This window comes from Ralstonia sp. 110700041-2 (genome assembly GCF_056280165.1).
The window spans coordinates 149,636-171,819 of record NZ_JBSFAI010000006.1; the positions used below are offsets into that span (position 1 = coordinate 149,636).

At 62.7% G+C, this 22,184-nt stretch carries 22 protein-coding genes; 17 read left to right on the forward strand and 5 right to left on the reverse strand.

Features of this window, described 5'->3' with window-relative positions; translation table 11 throughout:
- Positions 1 to 20: 20 nt before the first annotated feature.
- The 3 genes from mobA to ACUXH0_RS10710 all read right to left on the reverse strand — a co-directional run bounded on the left by mobA (position 21) and on the right by ACUXH0_RS10710 (position 4,996).
- Positions 21 to 635 (reverse strand): molybdenum cofactor guanylyltransferase MobA, encoded by a 615-nt coding sequence (gene mobA / locus ACUXH0_RS10700; RefSeq protein ID WP_024973105.1) that lies wholly within the window; start codon positions 633 to 635, stop codon positions 21 to 23.
- Between the two features lie 20 nt (positions 636 to 655).
- Positions 656 to 1,777 carry a GTP 3',8-cyclase MoaA gene (gene moaA, locus ACUXH0_RS10705; RefSeq protein WP_182594278.1) on the reverse strand — a complete coding sequence of 374 codons (1,122 nt, stop codon included), beginning with the start codon at positions 1,775 to 1,777 and terminating at the stop codon, positions 656 to 658.
- A 183-nt stretch (positions 1,778 to 1,960) separates the two neighbouring features.
- Positions 1,961 to 4,996 (reverse strand): Rne/Rng family ribonuclease, encoded by a 3,036-nt coding sequence (locus ACUXH0_RS10710; RefSeq protein WP_182594279.1) that lies wholly within the window; start codon positions 4,994 to 4,996, stop codon positions 1,961 to 1,963.
- A 741-nt stretch (positions 4,997 to 5,737) separates the two neighbouring features.
- Between ACUXH0_RS10710 and ACUXH0_RS10715 the strand changes: the two genes are divergently transcribed.
- From ACUXH0_RS10715 to ACUXH0_RS10730, 4 genes are read left to right on the forward strand one after another with little or no spacing between them, the layout of a single operon-like run.
- The gene (locus ACUXH0_RS10715; RefSeq protein WP_004635675.1) at positions 5,738 to 6,772 is read left to right on the forward strand and encodes an RluA family pseudouridine synthase; all 1,035 of its coding nucleotides are present in this window, start codon (positions 5,738 to 5,740) and stop codon (positions 6,770 to 6,772) included.
- Positions 6,753 to 7,412, forward strand: coding sequence for an HAD-IA family hydrolase (locus ACUXH0_RS10720; protein WP_004635673.1), 660 nt, complete (start codon positions 6,753 to 6,755; stop codon positions 7,410 to 7,412). The genes ACUXH0_RS10715 and ACUXH0_RS10720 overlap by 20 nt, the downstream gene beginning before the upstream one ends.
- Complete coding sequence (locus ACUXH0_RS10725) at positions 7,405 to 7,806, forward strand: Rieske (2Fe-2S) protein (RefSeq protein WP_004635671.1); 402 nt, start codon at positions 7,405 to 7,407, stop codon at positions 7,804 to 7,806. The genes ACUXH0_RS10720 and ACUXH0_RS10725 overlap by 8 nt, the downstream gene beginning before the upstream one ends.
- Before the next feature lie 38 nt (positions 7,807 to 7,844).
- Positions 7,845 to 8,939 (forward strand): S49 family peptidase, encoded by a 1,095-nt coding sequence (locus tag ACUXH0_RS10730; protein ID WP_004635669.1) that lies wholly within the window; start codon positions 7,845 to 7,847, stop codon positions 8,937 to 8,939.
- A 16-nt stretch (positions 8,940 to 8,955) separates the two neighbouring features.
- On the opposite strand, the gene ACUXH0_RS10735 is transcribed toward ACUXH0_RS10730, so the two are convergent.
- Both ACUXH0_RS10735 and ACUXH0_RS10740 read right to left on the reverse strand, forming a co-directional pair.
- On the reverse strand, positions 8,956 to 9,687 hold the full coding sequence (locus ACUXH0_RS10735; RefSeq protein WP_024973102.1) for an SAM-dependent methyltransferase: 732 nt from the start codon (positions 9,685 to 9,687) through the stop codon (positions 8,956 to 8,958).
- A gap of 3 nt (positions 9,688 to 9,690) precedes the next feature.
- On the reverse strand, positions 9,691 to 10,287 hold the full coding sequence (locus ACUXH0_RS10740; protein WP_012435222.1) for a Maf-like protein: 597 nt from the start codon (positions 10,285 to 10,287) through the stop codon (positions 9,691 to 9,693).
- A gap of 193 nt (positions 10,288 to 10,480) precedes the next feature.
- Here ACUXH0_RS10740 and ACUXH0_RS10745 point away from each other — a divergent pair, with 193 nt between their 5' ends.
- The 13 genes from ACUXH0_RS10745 to ACUXH0_RS10805 all read left to right on the forward strand — a co-directional run bounded on the left by ACUXH0_RS10745 (position 10,481) and on the right by ACUXH0_RS10805 (position 21,996).
- Complete coding sequence (locus ACUXH0_RS10745; protein WP_182594280.1) at positions 10,481 to 11,017, forward strand: YceD family protein; 537 nt, start codon at positions 10,481 to 10,483, stop codon at positions 11,015 to 11,017.
- Positions 11,018 to 11,132: 115 nt separating this feature from the next.
- On the forward strand, positions 11,133 to 11,312 hold the full coding sequence (gene rpmF / locus ACUXH0_RS10750) for a 50S ribosomal protein L32 (protein ID WP_003268823.1): 180 nt from the start codon (positions 11,133 to 11,135) through the stop codon (positions 11,310 to 11,312).
- A gap of 190 nt (positions 11,313 to 11,502) precedes the next feature.
- Positions 11,503 to 12,564 carry a phosphate acyltransferase PlsX gene (plsX, locus tag ACUXH0_RS10755; protein WP_004635657.1) on the forward strand — a complete coding sequence of 354 codons (1,062 nt, stop codon included), beginning with the start codon at positions 11,503 to 11,505 and terminating at the stop codon, positions 12,562 to 12,564.
- 37 nt (positions 12,565 to 12,601) lie between these two features.
- The gene (locus ACUXH0_RS10760) at positions 12,602 to 13,582 is read left to right on the forward strand and encodes a beta-ketoacyl-ACP synthase III (protein WP_004635655.1); all 981 of its coding nucleotides are present in this window, start codon (positions 12,602 to 12,604) and stop codon (positions 13,580 to 13,582) included.
- Between the two features lie 32 nt (positions 13,583 to 13,614).
- The gene (fabD, locus tag ACUXH0_RS10765) at positions 13,615 to 14,544 is read left to right on the forward strand and encodes an ACP S-malonyltransferase (protein ID WP_012435224.1); all 930 of its coding nucleotides are present in this window, start codon (positions 13,615 to 13,617) and stop codon (positions 14,542 to 14,544) included.
- Between the two features lie 14 nt (positions 14,545 to 14,558).
- A complete protein-coding gene (gene fabG / locus ACUXH0_RS10770) occupies positions 14,559 to 15,308 on the forward strand; it encodes a 3-oxoacyl-ACP reductase FabG (RefSeq protein ID WP_012435225.1) in 750 nt (249 codons plus the stop codon).
- 186 nt (positions 15,309 to 15,494) lie between these two features.
- On the forward strand, positions 15,495 to 15,734 hold the full coding sequence (gene acpP, locus ACUXH0_RS10775; protein ID WP_004635650.1) for an acyl carrier protein: 240 nt from the start codon (positions 15,495 to 15,497) through the stop codon (positions 15,732 to 15,734).
- 113 nt (positions 15,735 to 15,847) lie between these two features.
- Positions 15,848 to 17,080: a beta-ketoacyl-ACP synthase II gene (fabF, locus tag ACUXH0_RS10780; RefSeq protein WP_012435226.1), complete on the forward strand. Its 1,233-nt coding sequence runs from the start codon at positions 15,848 to 15,850 to the stop codon at positions 17,078 to 17,080.
- Positions 17,081 to 17,680: 600 nt separating this feature from the next.
- On the forward strand, positions 17,681 to 18,280 hold the full coding sequence (gene rpoE / locus ACUXH0_RS10785) for an RNA polymerase sigma factor RpoE (RefSeq protein WP_004635646.1): 600 nt from the start codon (positions 17,681 to 17,683) through the stop codon (positions 18,278 to 18,280).
- A gap of 107 nt (positions 18,281 to 18,387) precedes the next feature.
- Positions 18,388 to 19,020: a sigma-E factor negative regulatory protein gene (locus ACUXH0_RS10790; RefSeq protein WP_012435227.1), complete on the forward strand. Its 633-nt coding sequence runs from the start codon at positions 18,388 to 18,390 to the stop codon at positions 19,018 to 19,020.
- Positions 19,021 to 19,031: 11 nt separating this feature from the next.
- A complete protein-coding gene (locus tag ACUXH0_RS10795) occupies positions 19,032 to 20,129 on the forward strand; it encodes a MucB/RseB C-terminal domain-containing protein (RefSeq protein WP_024973100.1) in 1,098 nt (365 codons plus the stop codon).
- 83 nt (positions 20,130 to 20,212) lie between these two features.
- The gene (locus ACUXH0_RS10800; protein WP_182594281.1) at positions 20,213 to 21,724 is read left to right on the forward strand and encodes a DegQ family serine endoprotease; all 1,512 of its coding nucleotides are present in this window, start codon (positions 20,213 to 20,215) and stop codon (positions 21,722 to 21,724) included.
- Entirely contained in the window at positions 21,721 to 21,996 is a 276-nt protein-coding gene (locus ACUXH0_RS10805; protein WP_182594282.1) for a glutaredoxin family protein, read from the forward strand. Before ACUXH0_RS10800 ends, ACUXH0_RS10805 begins: the two co-directional genes overlap by 4 nt.
- Positions 21,997 to 22,184: the final 188 nt, after the last annotated feature.

The following is a 22,184-nucleotide window of genomic DNA, read 5'->3' on the forward strand; positions in this document are numbered from 1 at the left end:
GGATCGGTGGCGTTGGCGTTCTAGCGGCGCTCTGCCAGCTGGTGCAGTTCTTCCAGCGTGTTGATGTTGGCGAAGGCGGAACTGTCGTCAAACAACACGTCCACCGTCGGGTGGCGCGCGGTCCAGCTTTCGATCTTGCGGCCACCGCCTTGCAGATAGACGATCAGGTCGTCGGCCAGCAGCGCATCGATCAAACAGAATACTGGCTGCACCTGCCGGCGCGGTTGACCTTGCGCATCCGGCTCCATCGTCACCGGCATGGCGATGCGCGCGTTGGCTTCTTCCATTGCCTGCGAGAGCTTGGCGGCCAGGTCGGTCGGCACGAAGGGCGAATCGCAAGGCGCAGTCAGCAGGTAGCGCGTCTGGCATTGCTCCAGCCCGGCCAGGATGCCCGCCAAGGGGCCGGCAAAATCCGGCACTGAATCCGCCACCACCGGCACGCCAAACGACTCGTACGCGGCCAAGTTGCGATTCGCGTTGATCAGCATGTGGCCCACCTGGGGTGACAGGCGCATCAGCGTGTGCATCGCCATCGGCGCGCCGCGAAACGTCTGCAGGCCTTTGTCAACGCCGCCCATGCGGCTGCCCCGGCCGCCGGCCAGGATCAGGCCGGTAATGTCGGATGTCGGAATCATGTGGTTGAACGCTGGCGGATTCAGCCGCCGATGTAGGACATTTCGATGCGCCGGCCGGCTGGCTGGGCCTTGCCGCTGGCACGCAATTCGGAGTAGCGATCGGCGCGGCCTTGCCAGACCGTGCGGATCGCGTTGGAGAGTTCCAGATCGGTCGCGCCGCCGCGCAATAACGCGCGCAGGTCGAAGCCTTCGGTGGCGAACAGGCAGAGATACAGCTTGCCTTCGGTCGACAACCGCGCGCGCGTGCAATCGTGGCAGAACGCCTGGGTCACGCTCGAGATCACGCCGACCTCGCCAGCGCCGTCGACGTAGCGCCAGCGCTCGGCCGTTTCGCCGCTGTAATTCGCCGACACCGGCTCGAGCGCAAACTCCGACGAAAGACGCTTGATCACCTCGGCCGACGGCACGACGGAGCGCATGTCCCAATGGTTGGTCGTACCCACGTCCATGTATTCGATAAAACGCACGATGATGCCGCTGCCACGGAAGTGACGCGCCATCGGCACGATCTGGTCTTCGTTGTCGCCTTTCTTGACGACCATGTTGACCTTGATCGGCGCCAGTCCGACGTTCTGCGCGACTTCAATGCCGTGCAACACTTCGCCCACCGCAAAATCGACATCGTTCATGCGGCGGAAAGTCGCATCGTCGATGCCGTCGAGGCTGACGGTCACGCGAGTGAGGCCCGCATCTTTTAGCGATTGCGCCTTGCGAGCGAGCAGGGCGCCGTTGGTCGTGAGCGTGAGGTCTAGCGGCTTGCCTTCGGCGGTGGTGAGGCGCGCGAGCATTTCGACCAGACGTTCGATGTCTTTGCGCAGCAGCGGCTCGCCGCCGGTCAGGCGGATCTTTTCGACGCCGTGCTCGATAAACAGCCGCGCCATGCGCTCGATCTCTTCAAACGACAGCAGCTCGGAATGCTGCAGGAAGCGGTAATCCTTGTCGAACACGTCCTTCGGCATGCAGTAGACGCAGCGGAAGTTGCAGCGATCCGTCACCGAGATGCGCAAATCGTGCAACCGGCGCCCGCGCGTGTCCGTCAGCTTGCCCTCGGCAGGGACCAGCACGTTGGGCACGGTCGGCACCGTGGCGCGATGATGTTGGCCATCGCGCAGATCGTAGAGGGGGATGACGGTTTCGGTCATGGTGTGGTGCGGTGCGTCAATCCACGAAGCGGGAGTGTTGCACTCGATACAGGTTCGAGTGTAGCGCAGCCCCTGTTCCGCGCGAGCGGTGGGGTTTCATACTCGATAGATCGCGCACAGGAAAAAGGGCGGCCGAAGCCGCCCCCAGGCACTTGCCCCGGCGGTTACCCGCCGGTGTGCTGCTTACTGCTGGTCTGCGCCACCCGCCGGACGGTGGGTCTCGACCAGAACCATCGGGCCGTGCTGGACCGGCGGCAGCGGTTTGCGCTCGCGCGGCACACGCGGTGCCGTAACGGTGCGTGCAGCCTCTTCCTGCGAGGCGCGCAGCTTCTGACTGTCAGTGTGGACCCACGTCATTCCGGCATTGTCCAGCACGCTCTGCAGCGTCTCGATCGGCAGCGGCGAAGCCTTGGCGATCGTGCTGACCGGAGCCGGCACTTCCGCAAATGCCGTCACGATGGCCTCTTGAGGCGCTTCCGCTTCGACTTCCGCTGCGGGCGCTGCGATAGCGGCTGCAAGGGCGGGCTCCGTCGGTTGCACTTGCGGCAGGGCCGACACAGGGGCCACGGCTTCCGCAGCATGCACCGGTTCCTGCACCACCGGAGCCGGGTTCTCAACCGGTGCAAACGACGTCGTCTGCACAGGTTCCGCCACGGTTGCGGGCAGCACCGGCTCGGCATGCATGTCGGCGACGGCTTCGTCTGCGCTTTCGGCGCCTTCGTTTTCGCCTTCACCTTCACCTTCCGCACGGACGCCTTCCGCGCCCTCGCGGTCACGGCGATAGCGGTTGCGGCCACGGCGCCCACGACGACGGCGCTCTTCGCCTTCACCGTTGACTTCCGCGCCCGGCGTCACGCCTTCGCCCTCGATGCCTTCTACCGGAGCAGCGGTGTCGAGCAGCGGTTGCGGCACTTGCGATGCGGCGGTCTGGTCGATCAGGCCTTCGGCAGCCAGGGAAGCGGCTTCCTTGGCCTGTGCGTCGCGCTCGCCACGGTTTTCGCGCGGCTCACGGTTTTCACGCGGCTCGCGCGGTTCACGACCTTCGCGGGCTTCTCGGCCTTCACGCGGTTGGCGCTCGCGACGTTCCTGGTTGCGCTCCCGGCGGCCTTGGCCCTGGTTCTGGCCCTCGGCGCGAACCTCCTGACCTTGCTGCGGCTGGCGCGCTTCAGCCGTCTCGCGGACAGCGCCTTCGACCTGGGCCGGCTGGCGGTTGCGATCGCGGTTGCCGCGCTGACCGTCACGTTGACCTTCGCGCTGGACTTGTTGCTGACCTTCGCGGGCTTCGTTGCGCTCACGGCCCTGGCGGCTGCCATCGCGGCCGTTCTGGCCTTGACCTTGGCGCTCGCCACGTTCGCCACGCTGGCCTCGGCCACCACGGTCCTGGCGATTGCCGCGGCCTTGGCGGTTGCCTTCTTCAGCTCGTTGCTTCGGCGTTTCGACCGGCGCAGCCACCACCGGCTCGGCCGGTTTGGCGCCAAACAGCGATTTCAGCCACGAGACAAAACCACCTTGGGCAGGGACCGGAGCCGGGGCCGGCGCTTGCGGTGCCGGAGCGGCTTCAGTACGAACCGGACGCTCAGCGCGCGGCACCGACACGGGTGCCGGTTGGTCCGGCGTGATGCCCTTGACGGCAGCTTCCTGGCGCGGCTTGGCAGTTTCCTTGCGGGTGCTGTAAGCGGTGTCGGCTTCCAGCTCCTTGGCGGCCTCTTCGGCCATCTTATAGCTGGCCTTGTCGTCGTCCAGGCGCGGATCGTCGTGGCGCAGGCGTTCCAGCTTGTAGTGCGGCGTCTCCAGATGCTTGTTCGGAATCAGCAGCACGTTGACCTTGAAGCGCGTCTCGATCAGGTTGATGTCCGGGCGCTTCTCGTTGAGAAGGAACGCAGCCACTTCCACCGGCACCTGGCAGTGGATCGCGGCGGTGTTTTCCTTCATCGCCTCTTCCTGGATGATGCGCAGCACCTGCAGGGCGGACGATTCGGTATCGCGGATATGCCCCGTGCCGTTACAGCGTGGGCAAGTGACGTGCGAGCCTTCCGACAGCGACGGACGCAGGCGCTGGCGCGACAGCTCCATCAGGCCGAAGCGGCTGATCTTGCCCATTTGCACCCGGGCGCGGTCGTGACGCAGCGCGTCTTTCAGGCGGGTTTCGACATCCTTCTGCGCCTTGCTCGACTCCATGTCGATGAAGTCGATCACGATCAGGCCGCCGAGGTCACGCAGGCGGAGCTGGCGAGCGATTTCGTCGGCAGCCTCAAGGTTGGTGCGCGCGGCGGTTTCTTCGATATCGGCGCCCTTGGTAGCGCGGGCCGAGTTCACGTCAATGGCGACGAGCGCCTCGGTGTGGTCAATCACAATGGCGCCGCCCGAGGGCAGCATGACCATGCGCGAGTACGCCGATTCAATCTGGTGTTCGATCTGGAAGCGCGAGAACAGGGGAACGTCGTCGCGGTACTTCTTCACCCGATTCATGTTGTCGGGCATCACCACGCTCATGAAGGCGCGGGCCTGATCGTAGATGTCGTCCGTATCGATCAGGATTTCGCCGATATCCGGCTGGAAGTAATCGCGGATGGCGCGGATCACCAGGCTGGATTCGAGATAGATCAGCAGCGGGGCTTTGTTGTCGACGGCGGCACCATCGACGGCTTTCCACAGCTGCATCAGGTAGTTCAAGTCCCACTGCAGCTCTTCGGCCGAGCGGCCAATGCCGGCGGTGCGGGCGATGATGCTCATGCCGTCCGGCACTTCCAGTTGCGCCATCGTCTCGCGCAGTTCCTGGCGGTCCTCGCCCTCGATGCGGCGCGACACGCCGCCGCCGCGCGGGTTGTTCGGCATCAGCACGAGGTAGCGGCCAGCCAGCGAGATAAACGTGGTCAGGGCTGCGCCCTTGTTGCCGCGTTCTTCCTTTTCAACCTGGACGATCAGCTCCTGGCCTTCAGACAGGGCATCCTGGATGCGCGCGCCGCGCACGTCCACACCGTCGTTGAAATAGGCGCGGGCGACTTCCTTGAAGGGGAGAAAACCGTGCCGCTCTTCGCCGTAGTTGACGAAGCACGCTTCCAGCGACGGTTCGATGCGGGTGATGACACCCTTGTAGATATTGCCTTTGCGCTGCTCGCGCCCGGCGGTTTCGATGTCGATGTCGATCAGTTTCTGACCATCGACAATGGCGACGCGCAATTCTTCTTGCTGCGTCGCATTGAACAACATGCGTTTCATTGCAACCTCACTCCAATGCCGTGCAAGCACGGCGCTTCATGGAGCACGCAAAGGCGGAGCGGGTGGTCAACGAATTGCCGAGGTGTCGGCCAACAAAACAAGGAAGGCGCGACGGGGCACGGGCGAAAGAAATGAGGGCATTCCACGCGTCATCATGGATGGCAGGGCGGAGTCCGCGGACGCCGTTGGCGTCCAGTTGCGCGTCCTGTCACTCGTGCCACGGGCCAGATGCATTTGCAGGTGGGCCGGCGGCGGCGAGTCGCGTGAAGCGACCACAAAGAGCGAATTGACGGACGGCCTTTCCGGACGAAACCCGCGGCGGGGCAAATCGGGCGGCGTGCTGCTTTTTAGAGTTTTGCCGCCGGACCGCCATGACAACGCGGTAACCGGATGTTCAGCCGGCCGGCACCAGTCTGGTGCGGCAAGGGCTTCTTTCACCAAGCGGGCGCCGTATGGATGACCATGTGGCGCCCGCCTTTGAATTCTGTTCTACCAGCTGCTCGTTCTACGCTGGCCGATGTTGCCGACGTGATCTTTGGTTCACGTCTTGCGCGATGGGACAGCGGTGCGTGCTGCTTTCGTGCCGAAGAGTCGGCCACGTGATTAGCTTTGTAACACAAGTGGGCGAGAGATCGGCACGTTCTGGACCGAAACGGTGGCTGTGTACAATACCTGTTGTTTCGTTCCGACCGGCTGTTGCTGGCGCCTAAACGACTGTCCAGCGAGAAAATTATATTGAAAATGAATGAGTTACGCCATCCATTTGATGGCCGCATTCAACAGGCCGGACGTGGCACACTCGGCGATGCGCTCGACGGCAAGTCAGTCGCCTATGTTGAAATCGGTGAAGACGCCGAAGGGCAGCGCATCGACAATTTCCTGATGCGCGTGGCCAAGGGCGTGCCCAAGAGCCATATCTACCGCATCCTGCGGTCCGGCGAGGTGCGAGTCAACAAAGGCCGCATCGACGCGGAATACCGTCTGAAACTCGGCGATCTGGTTCGTATTCCGCCGCTGCGGATTGCCCAGCAGGTGGAAGCGGCCCGCCCTGTGCCGGCGGCAGAATTCACGATCCTTCACGAAGATACGCATCTTTTGGTGATCGATAAGCCCGCCGGGGTGGCCGTGCACGGCGGCTCCGGGGTGGCCTTCGGGGTGATTGAACAATTGCGTCAGTCGCGCCCGGACGCCAAGTTCCTGGAACTGGTGCACCGCCTCGACCGCGAAACGTCGGGCGTGCTGCTGCTTGCAAAAAAACGCTCTGCGCTGGTGGCGCTGCATGAGCAGATCCGCGAAGGCCAGTTGGACAAGCGGTACTTTGCGGCGGTGAAGGGCGTCTGGCCGCACAAGCGACAACACATCAAGTCGCCACTGCACAAATACACCACGCCGGAAGGCGAGCGCCGCGTGCGCGTGCAGGCCGATGGGCAGGCGTCGCACACGATCTTCAACAAGGTCGGCGTGTTTGGCCCATACACGTTGCTGGAGGCCGAACTGAAGACCGGGCGCACGCACCAGATCCGGGTGCATTTGGCCCACGCGGGTTTTCCAATCCTGGGCGACGACAAGTACGGCGACTTCGCCCTGAACAAGGCGCTATCCCGCGCGAATGCTTCGCCGCGACTGGCGCGGATGTTCTTGCATGCGCATCGCCTACAACTGACGCATCCGCATAGCGGTGAAGTCGTCACGTTCAATGCGCCGTTGCCCGCCGAGTGTACCGATTTCCTCAACGCTTTCCAGGGCCCCGATTCCGATGCCGCAGCAGCGCTTTGATCTGATCGTCTTCGATTGGGATGGCACGTTGATGGATTCGACGTCGGCCATCACCCGGTCGATCCAGCTCGCATGCCGGGATCTTGACCTGCCGGTGCCCGACGATGCACGGGCGAGCCACGTGATTGGCCTGGGCCTGCGGGATGCGCTCGAATATGCCGTCCCGACGCTTGATCCCGCCGACTACGGCAAGCTGGCGGACCGGTATCGTTTCCATTACCTCAGCCGTGATGCGCATCTCGTCCTGTTTCCGGGCGTGCGAGAAATGCTGGAAGCACTGCGCCGCCAGAACTATCTGCTGGCTGTGGCGACGGGCAAGTCCCGCGTGGGCCTGCAACGTGCGATGGAGGCGACAAATCTGACGGGCGTGTTCGACAACACGCGTTGCGCCGATGAGACGTTCTCTAAGCCGCACCCGGCCATGCTGCTCGAACTCACGCGCGATCTCGGCATGGAGGTCGAGCGCACCGTGATGATCGGCGACACGACGCACGATCTGCAAATGGCCGCCAATGCAGGCGCCGCCGGCGTGGCCGTCACATACGGGGCGCATCCTGCCGATGTGCTGGATTCGCTTACGCCGCTGTATAGCGCCAAGTCGGTTCCCGATCTGCACAATTGGCTGACGCAACATGCCTGACATGGCGGAGCCGGTTCGTGTATGTGAAAGCGCTGCGCTGGAAGACGGCGGTCTGGGTGTCCGGTTTCAGGTGGACGTGCGCGGTCGGCTCGTCAGCGCGTTTGTCGTCCGTTACGCTGGCGGGGTGCATGGCTATTTGAACCAGTGCGCGCACGTGCCGATGGAAATGGACTGGCAGGAAGGCCAGTTTTTCGAAAGCTCCGGTCTGTATCTGATGTGCGCGACGCATGGTGCCATTTACGAGCCGGATACTGGCCGGTGCGTCGGCGGGCCGTGCCGGGGTTCGCATTTGTCCAAGCTTGAGGTTGCCGAGCGCGACGGCGCAGTCTGGTGGCAGCCGGATACGCTATTCCGGGCGCCCGTGTCCGCGCCCGAACCAACTCCTTCTGCCTAGTAGCGCAGTTTTTCTTCTCGATCGTTTTCTCCTTGTCTATGACTGACTCGATTCCGCCGAAAGGGCCCGACGACGCCCCCAACGAGGGTGCAGGCAAACCAGAAGCGCTGGAAGTCACACAGCATGCGGATCATCCGCTTGAAGCTGAATTGCGTAACCCGCCCGCATCGGCATCGGCAGCTTCTGCGCCGGCCGGCGGCTGGGAGCGTGAGGTACTCGAAAAAGTACTGATGGCAACGGTCCGTGAGCAGCGCGCCGCGCGCCGCTGGCGCATCTTTTTCCGCTTCGTGGCTCTGGGCCTGATCGGAGTGCTTATTTATGCGTTCGCCAGCTTGGAGGGCGAAACCGTCAGCACGGGCCGCCACACAGCGATTGTCACGCTGGAGGGCGAAATTGCGGCGAACACAAACGCCAGCGCCGAAAACATCAACGCATCCTTGCAGGCCGCGTTTGCAGATGACAACACCGTCGGTGTGATCCTGAAGATCAATTCGCCGGGCGGCTCGCCGGTGCAGGCGGGCATGATCAACGATGAAATCCGCCGTCTTCGCGCCAAATACAAGAAGATTCCGCTGTACGTCGTCGTGGAAGAAATGTGCGCGTCAGGCGGTTACTACGTGGCTGCCGCTGCTGACAGGATTTACGTCGACAAGGCCAGCATCGTCGGTTCCATCGGCGTGCTGATGGACGGCTTCGGCTTTACTGGTCTGATGGACAAAGTGGGCGTGGAGCGCCGCCTGCTCACCGCCGGTTCGAACAAGGGAATGCTCGATCCATTCTCACCCGTGTCGCCCCAGCAGAAACAGTATGCGCAGGAGATGCTGGACCAGGTGCATCAGCAGTTCATCGACGTGGTCAAGCAGGGCCGCGGCAACCGTCTGAAGGACGATCCCACGCTGTTCACTGGTTTGTTCTGGACGGGCGCCAAGGCGGTGGATCTGGGCCTGGCCGACGCGATCGGCAGTTCGGACCTTGTCGCGCGCAGCGTCATCAAGGCGCCGGACGTGGTGGACTACACCGTCAAGGAAAACTTCGCCTCGCGCGTGGCACGCAAGCTCGGCACGGCGATGGGCGCGGGCGCAGTCAAGGCGCTGGCCACTACGGGCCAGCTCAAGCTGCTGATGAAGGAGTAGAAGGGGCGGAGGCGCGCTATCGCGCCAGCAGCGAGAAAATCGCCGGCCGCTTGTGCAGGTTCATGCGGTCGGCGCGCCAGTCGCTCACGGGCAACGTGACAACCTGCTCGCTGGGCAGTGTCAGGTCCACTGCAATCGACAGCAGCGTACTCGGCGCGCAGCCGGCCTGAATGGCTTCGAGCAACGCGCCATTGCGGTAGGGCGTTTCAATGAATACCTGCGTTTGGGCGACTGAGCGTGAAAGCTGTTCCAGTGTGCGCAGCTTTGCCTTACGCTCGGCCGCATCGACCGGCAGATAGCCGTTGAATGCAAAGCTCTGGCCGTTCAAGCCGGATGCCATCACCGCCAGCAGAATCGAACTCGGTCCCACCAGCGGCTTTACGCGCACGCCACGTCGGTGCGCGAGACGCACGAGATTTGCGCCCGGATCGGCCACCGCCGGCACCCCGGCTTCCGACATCAGTCCCACGTCCTGGCCGGCAAGCACTGGCGCCAGCAGGGCTTCCAGTTCCGATTCCGGCGTTTTGACGTTCAGCTCGCGGATGGTGATTTCCTGCAGTGGATGCGCCAGCGGCGTAGTCTCGGCCAGCTTTTTCAGCAACGCGCGTGCGGTCTTGGCGTGCTCGGCGACAAAGTAATCGAGTCGCGCAGTGATCTGCTGCACGCCGGCAGGAATTACGTCAGGCAGCGGGTCGGCCGCATCGCGCGAGCCCAGCGTATTCGGAATGAGATAAAGCGTACCGGCCATGGTTCAGGCGAAGAGGGGGTAGTGAACGTTGCGCAGCATGCTGGTCAGCGCGATCAGCGGCAGACCCACCAGCGCGGTCGGGTCCGACGACTCCACGCGTTCGAGCAGGGCGATGCCCAGGCCTTCCGATTTGGCGCTCCCGGCAACGTCGTACGGGTGTTCCAGATGCAAATAGGCGTCCAATTCCTCATCGGAAAGATCGCGGAAGGTGGCCAGCGTTCGGATGTCCTCGCTCTGGTGTCGCCCTGTCCGGCCGTCGTACAGGCACAGCGCGGAGTGAAATGTGACGGTGCGTCCACGCATCCAGTGCAGTTGCGCCAGTGCGCGGGGGTGGTCGCCCGGTTTGCCGACCTGCTTGCCGTCCAGTGTGGCGACCTGATCGGAGCCGATTACCAGCGCGCCGGGATGGCCTGCTGCGACCTTCTCTGCCTTCTGCCGAGCCAGGCGCAGAGCGGTCTGGTCGGGCGACTCGTCCGGGGCGGGGGTCTCGTCAATGTCCGGTACCACGATCTCAAACGGCAGGCGCAGGCGTTCCAGCAATTCCCGCCGATATGGCGAGCTGGAGGCAAGAATCAGTGGCGGACGCGATGCAGAAGTCATAAGTGCTTGAAGATGCAGTGGATTTTGAGCAAAACCTTTTGACGCCACAGGTTTCTGCCCGCTATAATCCCGCGTTTCGCGGTTTGGCCGCGCAGTGTCGCAAACCGTGCGCCCAGGCGCAAGGTGTCAGGCGCTGCAAGGCGGGTCCATCCGGTTCGCGCATCAACAGCAACGCGTTTAGTGGGTTCGATTCGTGGATTTTCGTGCATTCGATCTTTTCGCGTTCATTCGCGCGGGTGAGCCGGCAAGCGGCACGGTCTATCTGACCGATATGCCTCGTCTGCTGTCCGAGCAAGCCGTCGACGCCCCGGCTGACGCCAACACGCAATTTCGTTGGCAGCTGCAGGGTGTGGCGCGCGAGGAGGCCACCGCCGGCCAGTTGCCGCGTCAGCGGCTCTTCGTGGATCTGGAAGTGGATGGCGCCATCTGGCTGCAATGTCAGCGGTGCCTCAAAGCTTACGAGCAGCCTCTGCCGGTGCGCGCGCGTCTGGAAGTCGTGCGCTCGGAAGCCGATGCCGATGCCGCCCCGCTGGATGACGATGAGGCTGATGTCATCGTTGGCTCGCGCAGCTTCGATCTGATCACGCAGATCGAAGAAGAGCTGTTGCTGGCGTTGCCGGTGTCGCCGCGTCATGCAGTCTGCCCGGATGAGATGTTGCCGGAAGAGGCTGAAGCTGAAAAGAAGCCGTCGCCGTTCGCGGTGCTGGCCAACCTTAAGACCAAACATTAGGCGTGCGCGGATATTGCGCGCGCTGATGGCAGTACGTTTCACACGCCTACCGGAATGGCTACGCTCCGGCTCCGTGTGATGTGATAAAATTGATCAAATTGCTTAGGAGTCAGTCATGGCTGTTCAACAAAACAAGAAGTCGCCGTCCAAGCGCGGCATGCATCGTTCGCACGATTTCCTGACGACGGCCCCGATCGCTGTCGAGCCGACCACCGGCGAAGTGCACCTGCGTCACCACGTGAGCCCGAACGGCTACTATCGTGGCCGCAAGGTTGTGAAGACCAAGAACGACTGATGCGTTTTGCCAGGTTTATGGCAAGCGTGTTGGGTTGGTCTGAACGCACAGGTTCATGATGCAAGCGAAAAAGCGGCAAGCCAATTTGCCGCTTTTTTGTTGAGTGAAATTCGGCTATGCGTGTACGGGTTTGTGTACCATACGCGCGCCAACGGCCGGAGCCGCACGTGAAACCGCAACTCAGACTCGCATGACCATCAAGCTTGCCATCGACTGCATGGGTGGCGATCACGGCGTTGGCGTGACAATCCCTGCAGCGATCCATTTTCTCGCCGTACACGAAGACGTCGAAATGCTGCTCGTCGGGCAGCCCGATGCCATCGCGGCGCAGCTCAAGCGACTTCACGCCACCGCGAACCCGCGCGTCCACGTCGTCCCCGCCTCCGAGGTGGTGTCGATGGACGATCCGGTCGAGGTCGCGCTGCGTAAGAAGAAAGATTCTTCAATGCGCGTGGCCATCAATCAACTCAAGGAAGGCGCCGCTCAGGCGTGCGTTTCCGCCGGCAACACCGGCGCGTTGATGGCCGTGTCGCGTTACGTTCTCAAGACGCTGGACGGCATTGACCGCCCGGCAATTGCCACCGCCATCCCGAACGAGAAAGGTGCCGGCACGACCGTGCTGGATCTTGGTGCCAACGCCGACTGCGAGCCCGAGCACCTGCTGCAGTTTGCGCAGATGGCCTCGGCGATGGTGTCGGTGGTCGAGCAGAAGCCGCGTCCAACGGTCGGTCTGCTCAACATTGGCGAAGAAGTCATCAAGGGCAACGAGGTCGTTAAGCAGGCAGGTGAGCTGCTGCGCGCCTCCGATCTCAACTTCTTCGGCAACGTTGAAGGCAACGACATCTTCAAGGGCACGACCGACATCGTTGTCTGCGACGGCTTTGTCGGCAACGTGGCGCTCAAGAGCACCGAAGGACTGGCCAAGATGATCGGTGAGATGCTGCGCCAGGAATTCAGCCGCTCGTGGTTCACCAAGTTGCTCGCTGTCGTGGCGCTGCCGGTGCTGACGCGTTTCAAACGGCGCGTTGATCATCGGCGCTACAATGGCGCCGCGCTGCTCGGTCTGCGTGGGCTGGTCATCAAGAGTCACGGCTCGGCCGACGCCTACGCGTTCGAATGGGCCATCAAGCGTGCCTACGACGCCGCGGCCAACGGCGTGATCGCCCGCATTGCGCAGGCGTTCGAATCGCACCATGACGCAGCGGGCGCTGCGCCGGTCTCCACTTCCGCTCCGGCCGCCGACGCTGCTTGAACGCGTCGCCTCCGAGTCAGATTTCACCCCACCGCACATGACACGTTTCGCAAGGATCATCGGTACGGGCAGCTACCTGCCGCCCAAGCGGGTTACCAATGACGAACTGGCGGCCCAGTTGGCCGAGAAGGGTATCGAGACAAGCGACGAATGGATCGTCTCGCGCAGCGGCATTCGGGCGCGTCATTTCGCCGAGCCGGATGTTACGTGCAGCGACCTCGCCGTGAGGGCGGCCGAGCGCGCGATCGAAGCCGCCGGCATCGATCGCTCCGAACTCGACCTGATCCTGGTGGCGACGTCCACGCCGGATTTCGTGTTCCCGAGCACGGCGTGCCTGGTGCAGCAAAAGCTCGGCATCACCAACGGGTGCGCCGCGTTCGACGTGCAGGCCGTGTGTTCCGGCTTCGTCTACGCGCTGGCAACCGCCGACAAATTTATCCGCTCGGGTGCCTATCGCAACGTGCTTGTGATTGGCTCCGAGGTCTTCTCGCGCATCATCGATTTCAGCGATCGCACCACTTGTGTGCTGTTTGGCGATGGCGCTGGCGCCGTGGTGCTGCAGGCTTCTGACGAGCCGGGCATCCTGTCGACTGCGCTCCATGCTGACGGCAGCCACGCCAACATCCTGTGCGTGCCGGGCAACGTGGCCGCGGGTGCAATCCAGGGCAGCGCCTTCCTGTACATGGATGGTCAGGCTGTCTTCAAGCTGGCCGTCACGGTGCTCGACAAGGTTGCCCGTGAAGCACTGGCAGCGGCGGAACTCGACGCCTCGCAAGTCGACTGGTTGATCCCGCACCAGGCGAACATCCGCATCATGCAGGGCACGACCAAGAAGCTGGGCCTCTCGAACGAGCGCCTGATCGTGACCGTCGATGAGCATGGCAACACGTCGGCTGCCTCGATTCCCCTGGCGCTCGATGTTGCTGTGCGCGACGGTCGCATCCAGCGCGGCCAGCATGTGATGCTCGAGGGCGTGGGCGGCGGCTTCACATGGGGCGCCGCGCTGCTGCGCTTCTGATTGACGAATTTCCAGAACGAACAATACGAGCCATGACATTCGCTTTCGTCTTCCCCGGCCAGGGTTCGCAATCGGTCGGCATGCTCAATGCGTTTGCCGATCATCCGGCCGTGGCCGCTACGCTGGTCGAGGCGTCCGACGCGCTGGGCCAGGACATCGGCAAGCTGATTGCCGAAGGCCCGGCTGAAGAGCTGAACCTGACGACCAATACGCAACCCGTCATGCTGACGGCGGCAGTTGCCGTCTATCGTGCATGGCAAGCTGCCGGCGGCCCGACGCCGACCGTCGTGGCTGGGCATAGCCTTGGCGAGTATTCGGCGCTTGTCGCCGCGGGCGCCATCGCGTTCCAAGACGCTGTACCGTTGGTGCGTTTCCGCGCCAAGGCGATGCAGGAAGCTGTGCCGGTGGGCGAGGGCGGTATGGCTGCGATCCTCGGCCTGTCGGACGATGACGTGCGCGCCGCATGCGCGGAAGCTTCGGTCGCAGGCGTCGTAGAAGCCGTGAACTTCAACGCGCCGGCCCAGGTGGTGATCGCCGGTGCCAAGGCGGCCGTCGAGAAGGCTTGCGAAATCGCCAAGGCCAAGGGTGCCAAGCGCGCGCTGCCGCTGCCGGTGTCGGCGCCGTTTCACTCGTCGCTGCTCAAGCCGGCGTCGGATCGTCTGCGGGAGTATCTCGCCAACGTGGCCGTCACCACCCCGGTGATCCCCGTCATCAATAACGTGGACGTTGCTGTCGTGAGCGACCCGGCGGCCATCAAGGATGCGCTGGTGCGCCAGGCAGCATCGCCGGTGCGCTGGGTTGAGACCATCCAGAAGATGAAGGGTGACGGCATTACCCGCGTGGTCGAATGCGGCCCGGGCAAGGTGCTGGCCGGTCTGGTCAAGCGTATCGATGGGGAGATCGTCGGTGACGCGATCTTCGATCCGGCGTCGCTGGAAGCCGTGCTGGGTCAACTCAAATAATCAACGGGATTCGTATGACCCAAGCATTGAACAATCAGGTTGCGCTCGTTACCGGTGCCTCGCGCGGCATCGGCCGTGCCATCGCGCTGGAACTGGCACGCCAGGGTGCGACGGTGGTCGGTACGGCCACGTCGGAAGCCGGAGCACAAGCCATCACGGCTTACTTTGCCGAAGCCGGCGTAAAGGGTGCAGGCGTGGTGCTCAACGTGAATGACGCCGCGCGCTGCGAGGCCGTCATCGACGAAACCATCAAGACGTACGGTGGCCTGAACATCCTCGTCAACAATGCCGGCATCACTCAGGACAACCTGGCGATGCGCATGAAGGACGACGAATGGGTGTCGGTCATCGATACGAACCTCTCTGCCGTGTTCCGCCTGTCGCGTGCCGTACTGCGCCCGATGATGAAGGCCCGCGGCGGTCGAATCATCAACATCACTTCGGTGGTGGGCTCCGCCGGCAACCCGGGTCAGGCGAACTACGCCGCGGCCAAGGCTGGTGTGGAAGGTATGGCCCGCGCGCTGGCACGAGAGATCGGTAGCCGTAACATCACGGTCAATTGCATCGCCCCGGGCTTTATCGATACCGACATGACCAAGGTCCTGTCGGAAGAGCAACATACTGCGCTGAAGGCGCAGATTCCGCTGGGCCGCCTGGGCGCGCCCGAGGATATCGCCAACGCAGTTGCCTTCCTGGCGTCACCGGCGGCGGGCTACATTACAGGCTCGACGCTGCACGTCAACGGCGGCATGTACATGGGATAAGGAAGCCGTCCCGGCGGCGGGTGTGCGGGGCTTTGCGCATGCGCAGAATCCTGTGCGATCGCTGATTTAAATGGCTTTTAGCATCATGTTGGGCGCATTTTTTGCATGGATTCCGGAGCGGTTTTTCGCCGCGCAAACCTGCTAGAATGCGCGCACTTTTTGTCGAATACTTCCCTGGAGGGTTAAATGGACAACATCGACGCACGCGTTAAGAAGATCGTTGCTGAGCAACTCGGCGTAGCCGAAGCAGACATCAAGAACGAATCGTCGTTCGTGAACGATCTGGGCGCGGATTCGCTCGATACGGTTGAGCTGGTGATGGCTCTGGAAGACGAGTTCGGTATGGAAATCCCGGACGAAGAAGCCGAGAAGATCACCACGGTGCAGCAAGCCATCGATTACGCGACCGCCCACGTCAAGGCGTAAGCGTCAATCGATCTCTTGACATCGCGGGCCACAGAAGGGGCGGTTGTCCGGTTTGACCGGGTGGCGCGTTTTCTGTGGCCTTTGTCGCTGATACAGAGTTGCAGGAAAGCATAGTGAGCCGTCGTCGCGTAGTCGTAACCGGCCTGGGGCTGGTCTCTCCAGTAGGGAACTCGGTCGCCGAGGGGTGGGCCAATCTGGTCGCCGGCAAGTCCGGGATCGCTACCATCACCAAATTCGATCCGTCGAACCTGGCCGTGCATTTCGCGGGCGAGGTGAAGGGTTTCAACGCAGAGGATTACATCCCTGCGAAGGAAGCCCGCAACATGGATACCTTCATCCACTATGGCATCGCTGCCGGCGTGCAAGCGTTGAAGGACAGCGGGCTGGAAGTGACCGAAGCCAATGCCGAGCGCATCGGTGTGCTGGTCGGCTCCGGTATCGGCGGTCTGCCGATGATCGAAGATACGCACCAGACCTACGTCGATCGTGGCCCGCGCCGGATTTCGCCGTTCTTTGTGCCGGGTTCGATCATCAACATGATCTCCGGCCATCTGAGCATCATGTTCGGTTTGAAGGGGCCGAACCTGGCGGCCGTCACGGCTTGCACGACCGGTCTGCACAGCATTGGTCTGGCTGCGCGCCTGATCCAGGCCGGCGATGCTGACGCGATGGTTGCCGGCGGTGCCGAATCGACCGTGTCGCCGCTGGGCATCGGCGGCTTTGCCGCAGCCCGCGCGCTGTCTACGCGCAATGAGGATCCGGCCACTGCGTCGCGCCCCTGGGACAAAGACCGCGACGGTTTTGTGCTGGGCGAAGGTGCTGGCGTGATGGTGCTGGAAGAGTACGAGTCGGCCAAGGCGCGCGGTGCCACGATCTACGCGGAAATCGCTGGCTTCGGCATGAGCGGCGACGCCTTCCACATGACAGCGCCGAACATGGACGGCCCGCGTCGTTGCATGCTGAACGCACTGCGCGACGCAGGCATGAACGCGGATCAAGTCCATTATCTGAACGCGCACGGTACGTCTACGCCGCTGGGCGACAAGAACGAATCCGAAGCCATCAAGGCGGCTTTTGGCGATCATGCCAGCAAGGTTGTCGTGAATTCCACCAAGTCCATGACCGGACACTTGCTGGGCGGCGCGGGCGGGCTGGAATCGGTGTTCACGGTGCTGGCGCTGCACCATCAGGTATCGCCGCCGACCATCAACATCTTCAACCAGGATCCCGAGTGCGATCTCGATTACTGCGCCAACACCGCGCGTGACATGAAGATCGACGTGGCCGTGAAAAACAACTTCGGCTTCGGTGGGACGAACGGTACGCTGGTGTTCAAGCGCCCGTAAGGCGGAGCGGCTCGTAGCCTCACGGCGCGAGCGGCTTCGTTGTTGCCTTGGTCGTCCAGAATATTGTTTTCCCAGCGTCGTACCGGCGGTTGTGCGCGATCAGTCGATGCGGAATGGTGGCCCTTGTCTGCACAGTTGTGTTCTGGGCGATCAAAACGTGGGGCGCCGCGTTGCCGTTGGCTACCTGGGCGGTCATCAGCGGGCTGGCGATGGCTGCCAGCCTTCCTTTGATAGTGAATCGTTCGCCGCTCGCAATGGAACTGATGTGGCGCGCTCGTCTCAAAGAAGACGGAGAACCGGGCCAAGCCTCTTGGCAGGTTCGGTTGAAAGCGCCACAAGCTGTCCGAAATGCGCCTTTGCTATGGTCATGGCCGCTCGGCGAGCGTGTCTTGATCCTTGGGGTCGCGCGTCATGGATGGTGTCCGCAGATTTTTGTGCTGATGCCTCCGTGGTTTTCGGCCGGGACGCTACGTCGTATGCGAAGTCTGTTACGCCTGGGGCCGCCGCGGGTGGTTTCCCAGGCGTCCGGTGTGTCGTAGGTAAAATACAACGTTTCCAAGTCACAAAAATTCAAGGCGATACACTGCAGGTGAAGAATCCGTGAGCGAACGCGAAGCCGACCAGATCCTCGTCGAGCGCGTCCAGCAAGGCGACAAGCGAGCGTTTGAACTGCTGGTGGTCAAGTACCACCGGAAGATCATTCGGCTCGTCTCGCGCCTGATCCGTGACCCGGCCGAAGTCGAGGATGTGGCACAGGATGCCTTTATCAAGGCCTACCGTGCGTTGCCCCAGTTCCGGGGAGAATCCGCGTTCTATACGTGGCTGTATCGCATCGCCGTCAACACGGCCAAGAATTACCTGGCGACTCAGGGCCGGCGCCCGGAATCGTCCAGCGACATCGATACCGAAGAGGCTGAAACTTTTGCCGACGGTGAGCTACTAAGAGATATCAATACGCCGGACTCCATGCTGCACACCAAGCAGGTGGCCGAAACGGTCAACCGCGCAATGGAAGCGCTGCCCGAAGAATTGCGTACCGCAATCACACTCCGGGAGATCGAGGGTCTGAGCTATGAGGAAATCGCCGAAGCGATGGAATGCCCGATCGGCACAGTCCGATCCCGCATTTTCCGGGCGCGCGAGGCGATTGCCGAGAAATTGCGCCCCCTACTGGGAACAGTGGAGGGCAAACGGTGGTAGCCAGCCGATATGACAAGCCGGCGGCCGCATGCGGCTGCAAACGGTGAAACCTCGGGAAGTCTTCTCTCGGATCGTTGATTGGACGTTGGAGTTTTTGGGGTCGGGAAATGGGTCAGGCTCAATTGCAAACGGCAGAAGCGGAGTTCGCACAACGCATCTCTGCCTTGATGGACGGTGAGGTTGCGGCGCACGAAGTGCCGGCTGCCGTGGAACTCGCCAAGGAAGGCGAGGGTGCGGCGCATTGGCGAGAATATCAACTGATCGGCGACGTGCTCCGGTCAGAAGATCTGCTGAACACGCATTCCTCTGAAGATTTCCTCCGCCGGTTCTCGGCCAAGCTCGACGCCGAGCCTCATCTGCTGGTACCGGCTGTAGCGCAGCGTGCGAAAACCCAAGAGAGGCACCGTTTCCTGGTCAGCCCCGCTTGGGTCCGACGGATCATGCCTACAACCGCAGTGGCGGCGGCAGTGGCGGCCGTTAGCTGGGTCGTCGTTCCGCAACTGCGCGGACCTGCTGATGGTGCGGAAGGCTCTCCCGCACTGGTCGCCAAGGCGACGCAAGGTGCCGGCGCGCAGGCGCTAACTGTGGCGGCAGCTGACAATACGCCGATGATCCGCGACGCCCGGCTGGACGAATACCTGAGCGCCCACAGGCAATCTGCGACCAACGGGATGGTAGTTCCGTATCTGCGCGCAGTGGCCAATGGGGTGGCGAACACCCAGGACTCCAATCAGGAATAATGCGGGCATCCATGTCGAAGGTGTGGCACCCCGTTGCCGGGGCAGGCGCCCGCAAACTGCAGGCCGTTCGTCGGTCGGTTTTTCTTCTTCTGTGTGTTTCGGCGCTGGCGACAGCTGCTCCGCCACAGCCTGATCCCATGCCGCGCAAGGAGGCTGCCTCCTGGCTGGCGAAAATCCATCGCGCGGCGCTCAAGCAGAACTATGTCGGCACGCTCACGTATCAGCGTGGCACCGGCATGCACTCCACCCGCATTCAGCATTACGCTGATCTTTTCAATAACGAGTACGAGCGCGTCGAAGCGCTGGACGGCAAGCAGCGCGAAACGCTGCGCCAGAATGACGTCGTGCGGAACCTGATTTACGACGTCAAACTCGTGGTGACAGAGAAGCAGGAACACAAGGACAGCTTCCCCGCGCTGCTCGCCACCACCAATGGCGATGTGCTCGACCAGTACGACATGCGGCACCTGCCGACCGAGCGCGTCGCGGGCATGGATTGCGAAGTCTTCCAGCTTGATCCGAAGGACGCCTACCGCTACGCCTACCGCATCTGGGCGGAGCGCAACAGTGGTTTGCTGATGCGCGCCCAGACCATCGGTGAAGATGGCAAGGTGCTTGAACAGGTTGCCTTCTCGCAAGTCGAGTTGGGTGTGCCGTCGGAGAAACAGAGGATCGTCGCTGCGTTCAAGAACCTGAACGGGTGGAATCAATACGAGATCGTGACGCAGCCGACCAATCTGGCCGAGCAAGGCTGGACGATTGGCAACCCCGTCAAGGGCTTCCAGAAGATCCGCGAGGTGCGCCGTCCGCTGGGCGATATTGCGCCGGCCGGCAAGAACAGTTCCGGCTTCGAGGTCCAGCAGGTCGTGTTTAGTGACGGGTTGGCAGGGCTGTCGCTCTTTATCGAGCCGGTATCGGAAAAGCGCACCCGCCGCGAAGGCTTCATCTCGCAAGGCGCTACACATGTGATGGTGCGACGTGTTGCCGATTTCTGGTTGACGATCGTAGGCGAAGTCCCGTTTGCAACCATCAAGCAGTTTGGCGCAGCGGTCGACTACAAGCCGGTGTCCGCCAACGCAACCAACAGGCCGGCCAGCGCGCCGCAGTAGCCGCAGAGCTGGCATCTGTCTTGGGTGCGCGGCGTTGCTGCGCAGTGCCATTTCTCTATCTGTCCTTGTTCCGGGGAGCTTTCATGTGTACCGCTCGATCCATTTACGCCTTGCGTCTGCTAAGCGTTGCCGCCGCTGTGGCGGTTGGGAGCGCGCTGGTGCCGGCCCACGCGCAGAATGCCACGGGCAGCGTGGCCACGGCCACGTATGGCCTGCCCGATTTTGCCGATCTGGTTGAGAAGGTCAGTCCTGCCGTTGTCAACATCCGCACGACCGAAAAGGTCCGTATGCAGCAGGGTGGTCCGAATGATGACGACATGGCTGAATTTTTCCGCCGCTTCTTCGGTGTACCGATGCCGGGCATGCCCGGGCAGGGCCAGAAGCGCCGCAACGCGCCGCCGCAACAGGAAGAGGAACAGAGCCGCGGCGTTGGTTCCGGCTTCATCATCTCGGGCGACGGCTACATCCTGACCAACGCGCATGTGGTGGAAGGCGCGGAAACCATCTACGTCACGCTGATCGACAAACGCGAGTACAAAGCCAAGCTGATCGGCCTGGACAAACGCACCGATGTGGCCCTCGTCAAGGTCGAAGCGAGTGCGCTGCCGAGCCTGAAGCTGGGCGATTCCGACAAGGTGCGCGTGGGCGAGTGGGTGCTCGCGATCGGTTCTCCGTTTGGCCTGGACAATACGGTTACGGCGGGCATTGTGTCGGCCAAGGGGCGCGATACGGGCGACTATCTGCCGTTCATTCAATCCGACGTGGCCGTCAACCCAGGCAACTCGGGCGGCCCACTGATCAACCTGCGCGGCGAGGTGATCGGCATCAACAACCAGATCTACAGCCAAAGCGGCGGCTATATGGGCATCTCGTTCTCGATCCCGATCGACGAGGCGATGCGTGTGGCTGAGCAGTTGAAGGCGACGGGGCGCGTGACGCGCGGTCGCATCGGCGTGGCGATCGACAACGTGCCGAAGGATGCAGCGGAGTCGCTGGGTCTGGGCCGTGCGCGTGGCGCCTATGTCGGCAATGTCGAATCGGGCGGTCCGGCGGACAAGGCGGGCATCGAGGCCGGTGACATCGTCTTGAAGTACAACGGCCGCGATGTCGAGAAGGCGGGTGACCTGCAGCGCCAGGTCGGCGAGACCAAGCCGGGCACGCGCGCCACCGTGCAGGTCTGGCGCAAGGGCGCAACGCGCGATCTGACCGTGACGGTCGCCGAGTTGCAGGCCGACACGAAGGTGGCGCAGCGTACCAAGGGCGCGCAGCCCGATAACAGCCAGCAGGGCCCGGGCAAGCCGAACGCGCTGGGGCTGGTGGTGGCCGACTTGTCCGACGGCGCACGTCGCGAGTTCAAGACCAAGAGTGGCGTTGAAGTGCAGGTCTCTGAAGGGCCGGCGGCGCGTGTCGGCATTCGACCGGGCGACCTGATCCTGCGCGTCGGTGATACCGATGTCACCAACGCCAAGCAGTTCAACGAGGTGGTTGCCAAGCTGGACAAGAACCGCATGGTTGCCGTGTTCGTCCGCCGTGGCGATGCCACCCAGGTGGTGACGCTGCGCCCGAGCGCCGCCCGTTCGGGTGGTGGTCAGTGATCCAACTGACGCTCTACGGCCGCACGTACTGCCATTTGTGCGAGGACATGAAGAACGCGCTGGAGCCGCTCCGGCGCGGTTTTTCTTTTGTGCTGCACGAAGTGGACGTCGACAGCGATCCGGCGCTGGAAGCGCGGTTTGACGAGTTGGTGCCGGTGCTGATGACGGGCGCTCCGGAAACCTCACCGGAAGATGCACGTGAGCTGTGCCACTACTTTCTCGATGTGCCGGCCGTGCAGGCGTGGCTCGCAGCGCAGACTGCGCACAACTGACGCGACGCCGCTGCCGCAAAAAGAGGCGCGGGGAGCCCTCTGAAATCCGGTAAAATCGCCTGTTAGCGCCGATTTTTGCACTGCACGATTGTTGTGCCGCAACTTCGGCTTTGAACCCAATACCTCCCGCCGACGCCGCCAACGCGCGCCGGCCATGCCGGGCCCGCCTCGCGCGCCCGGCAGACGCG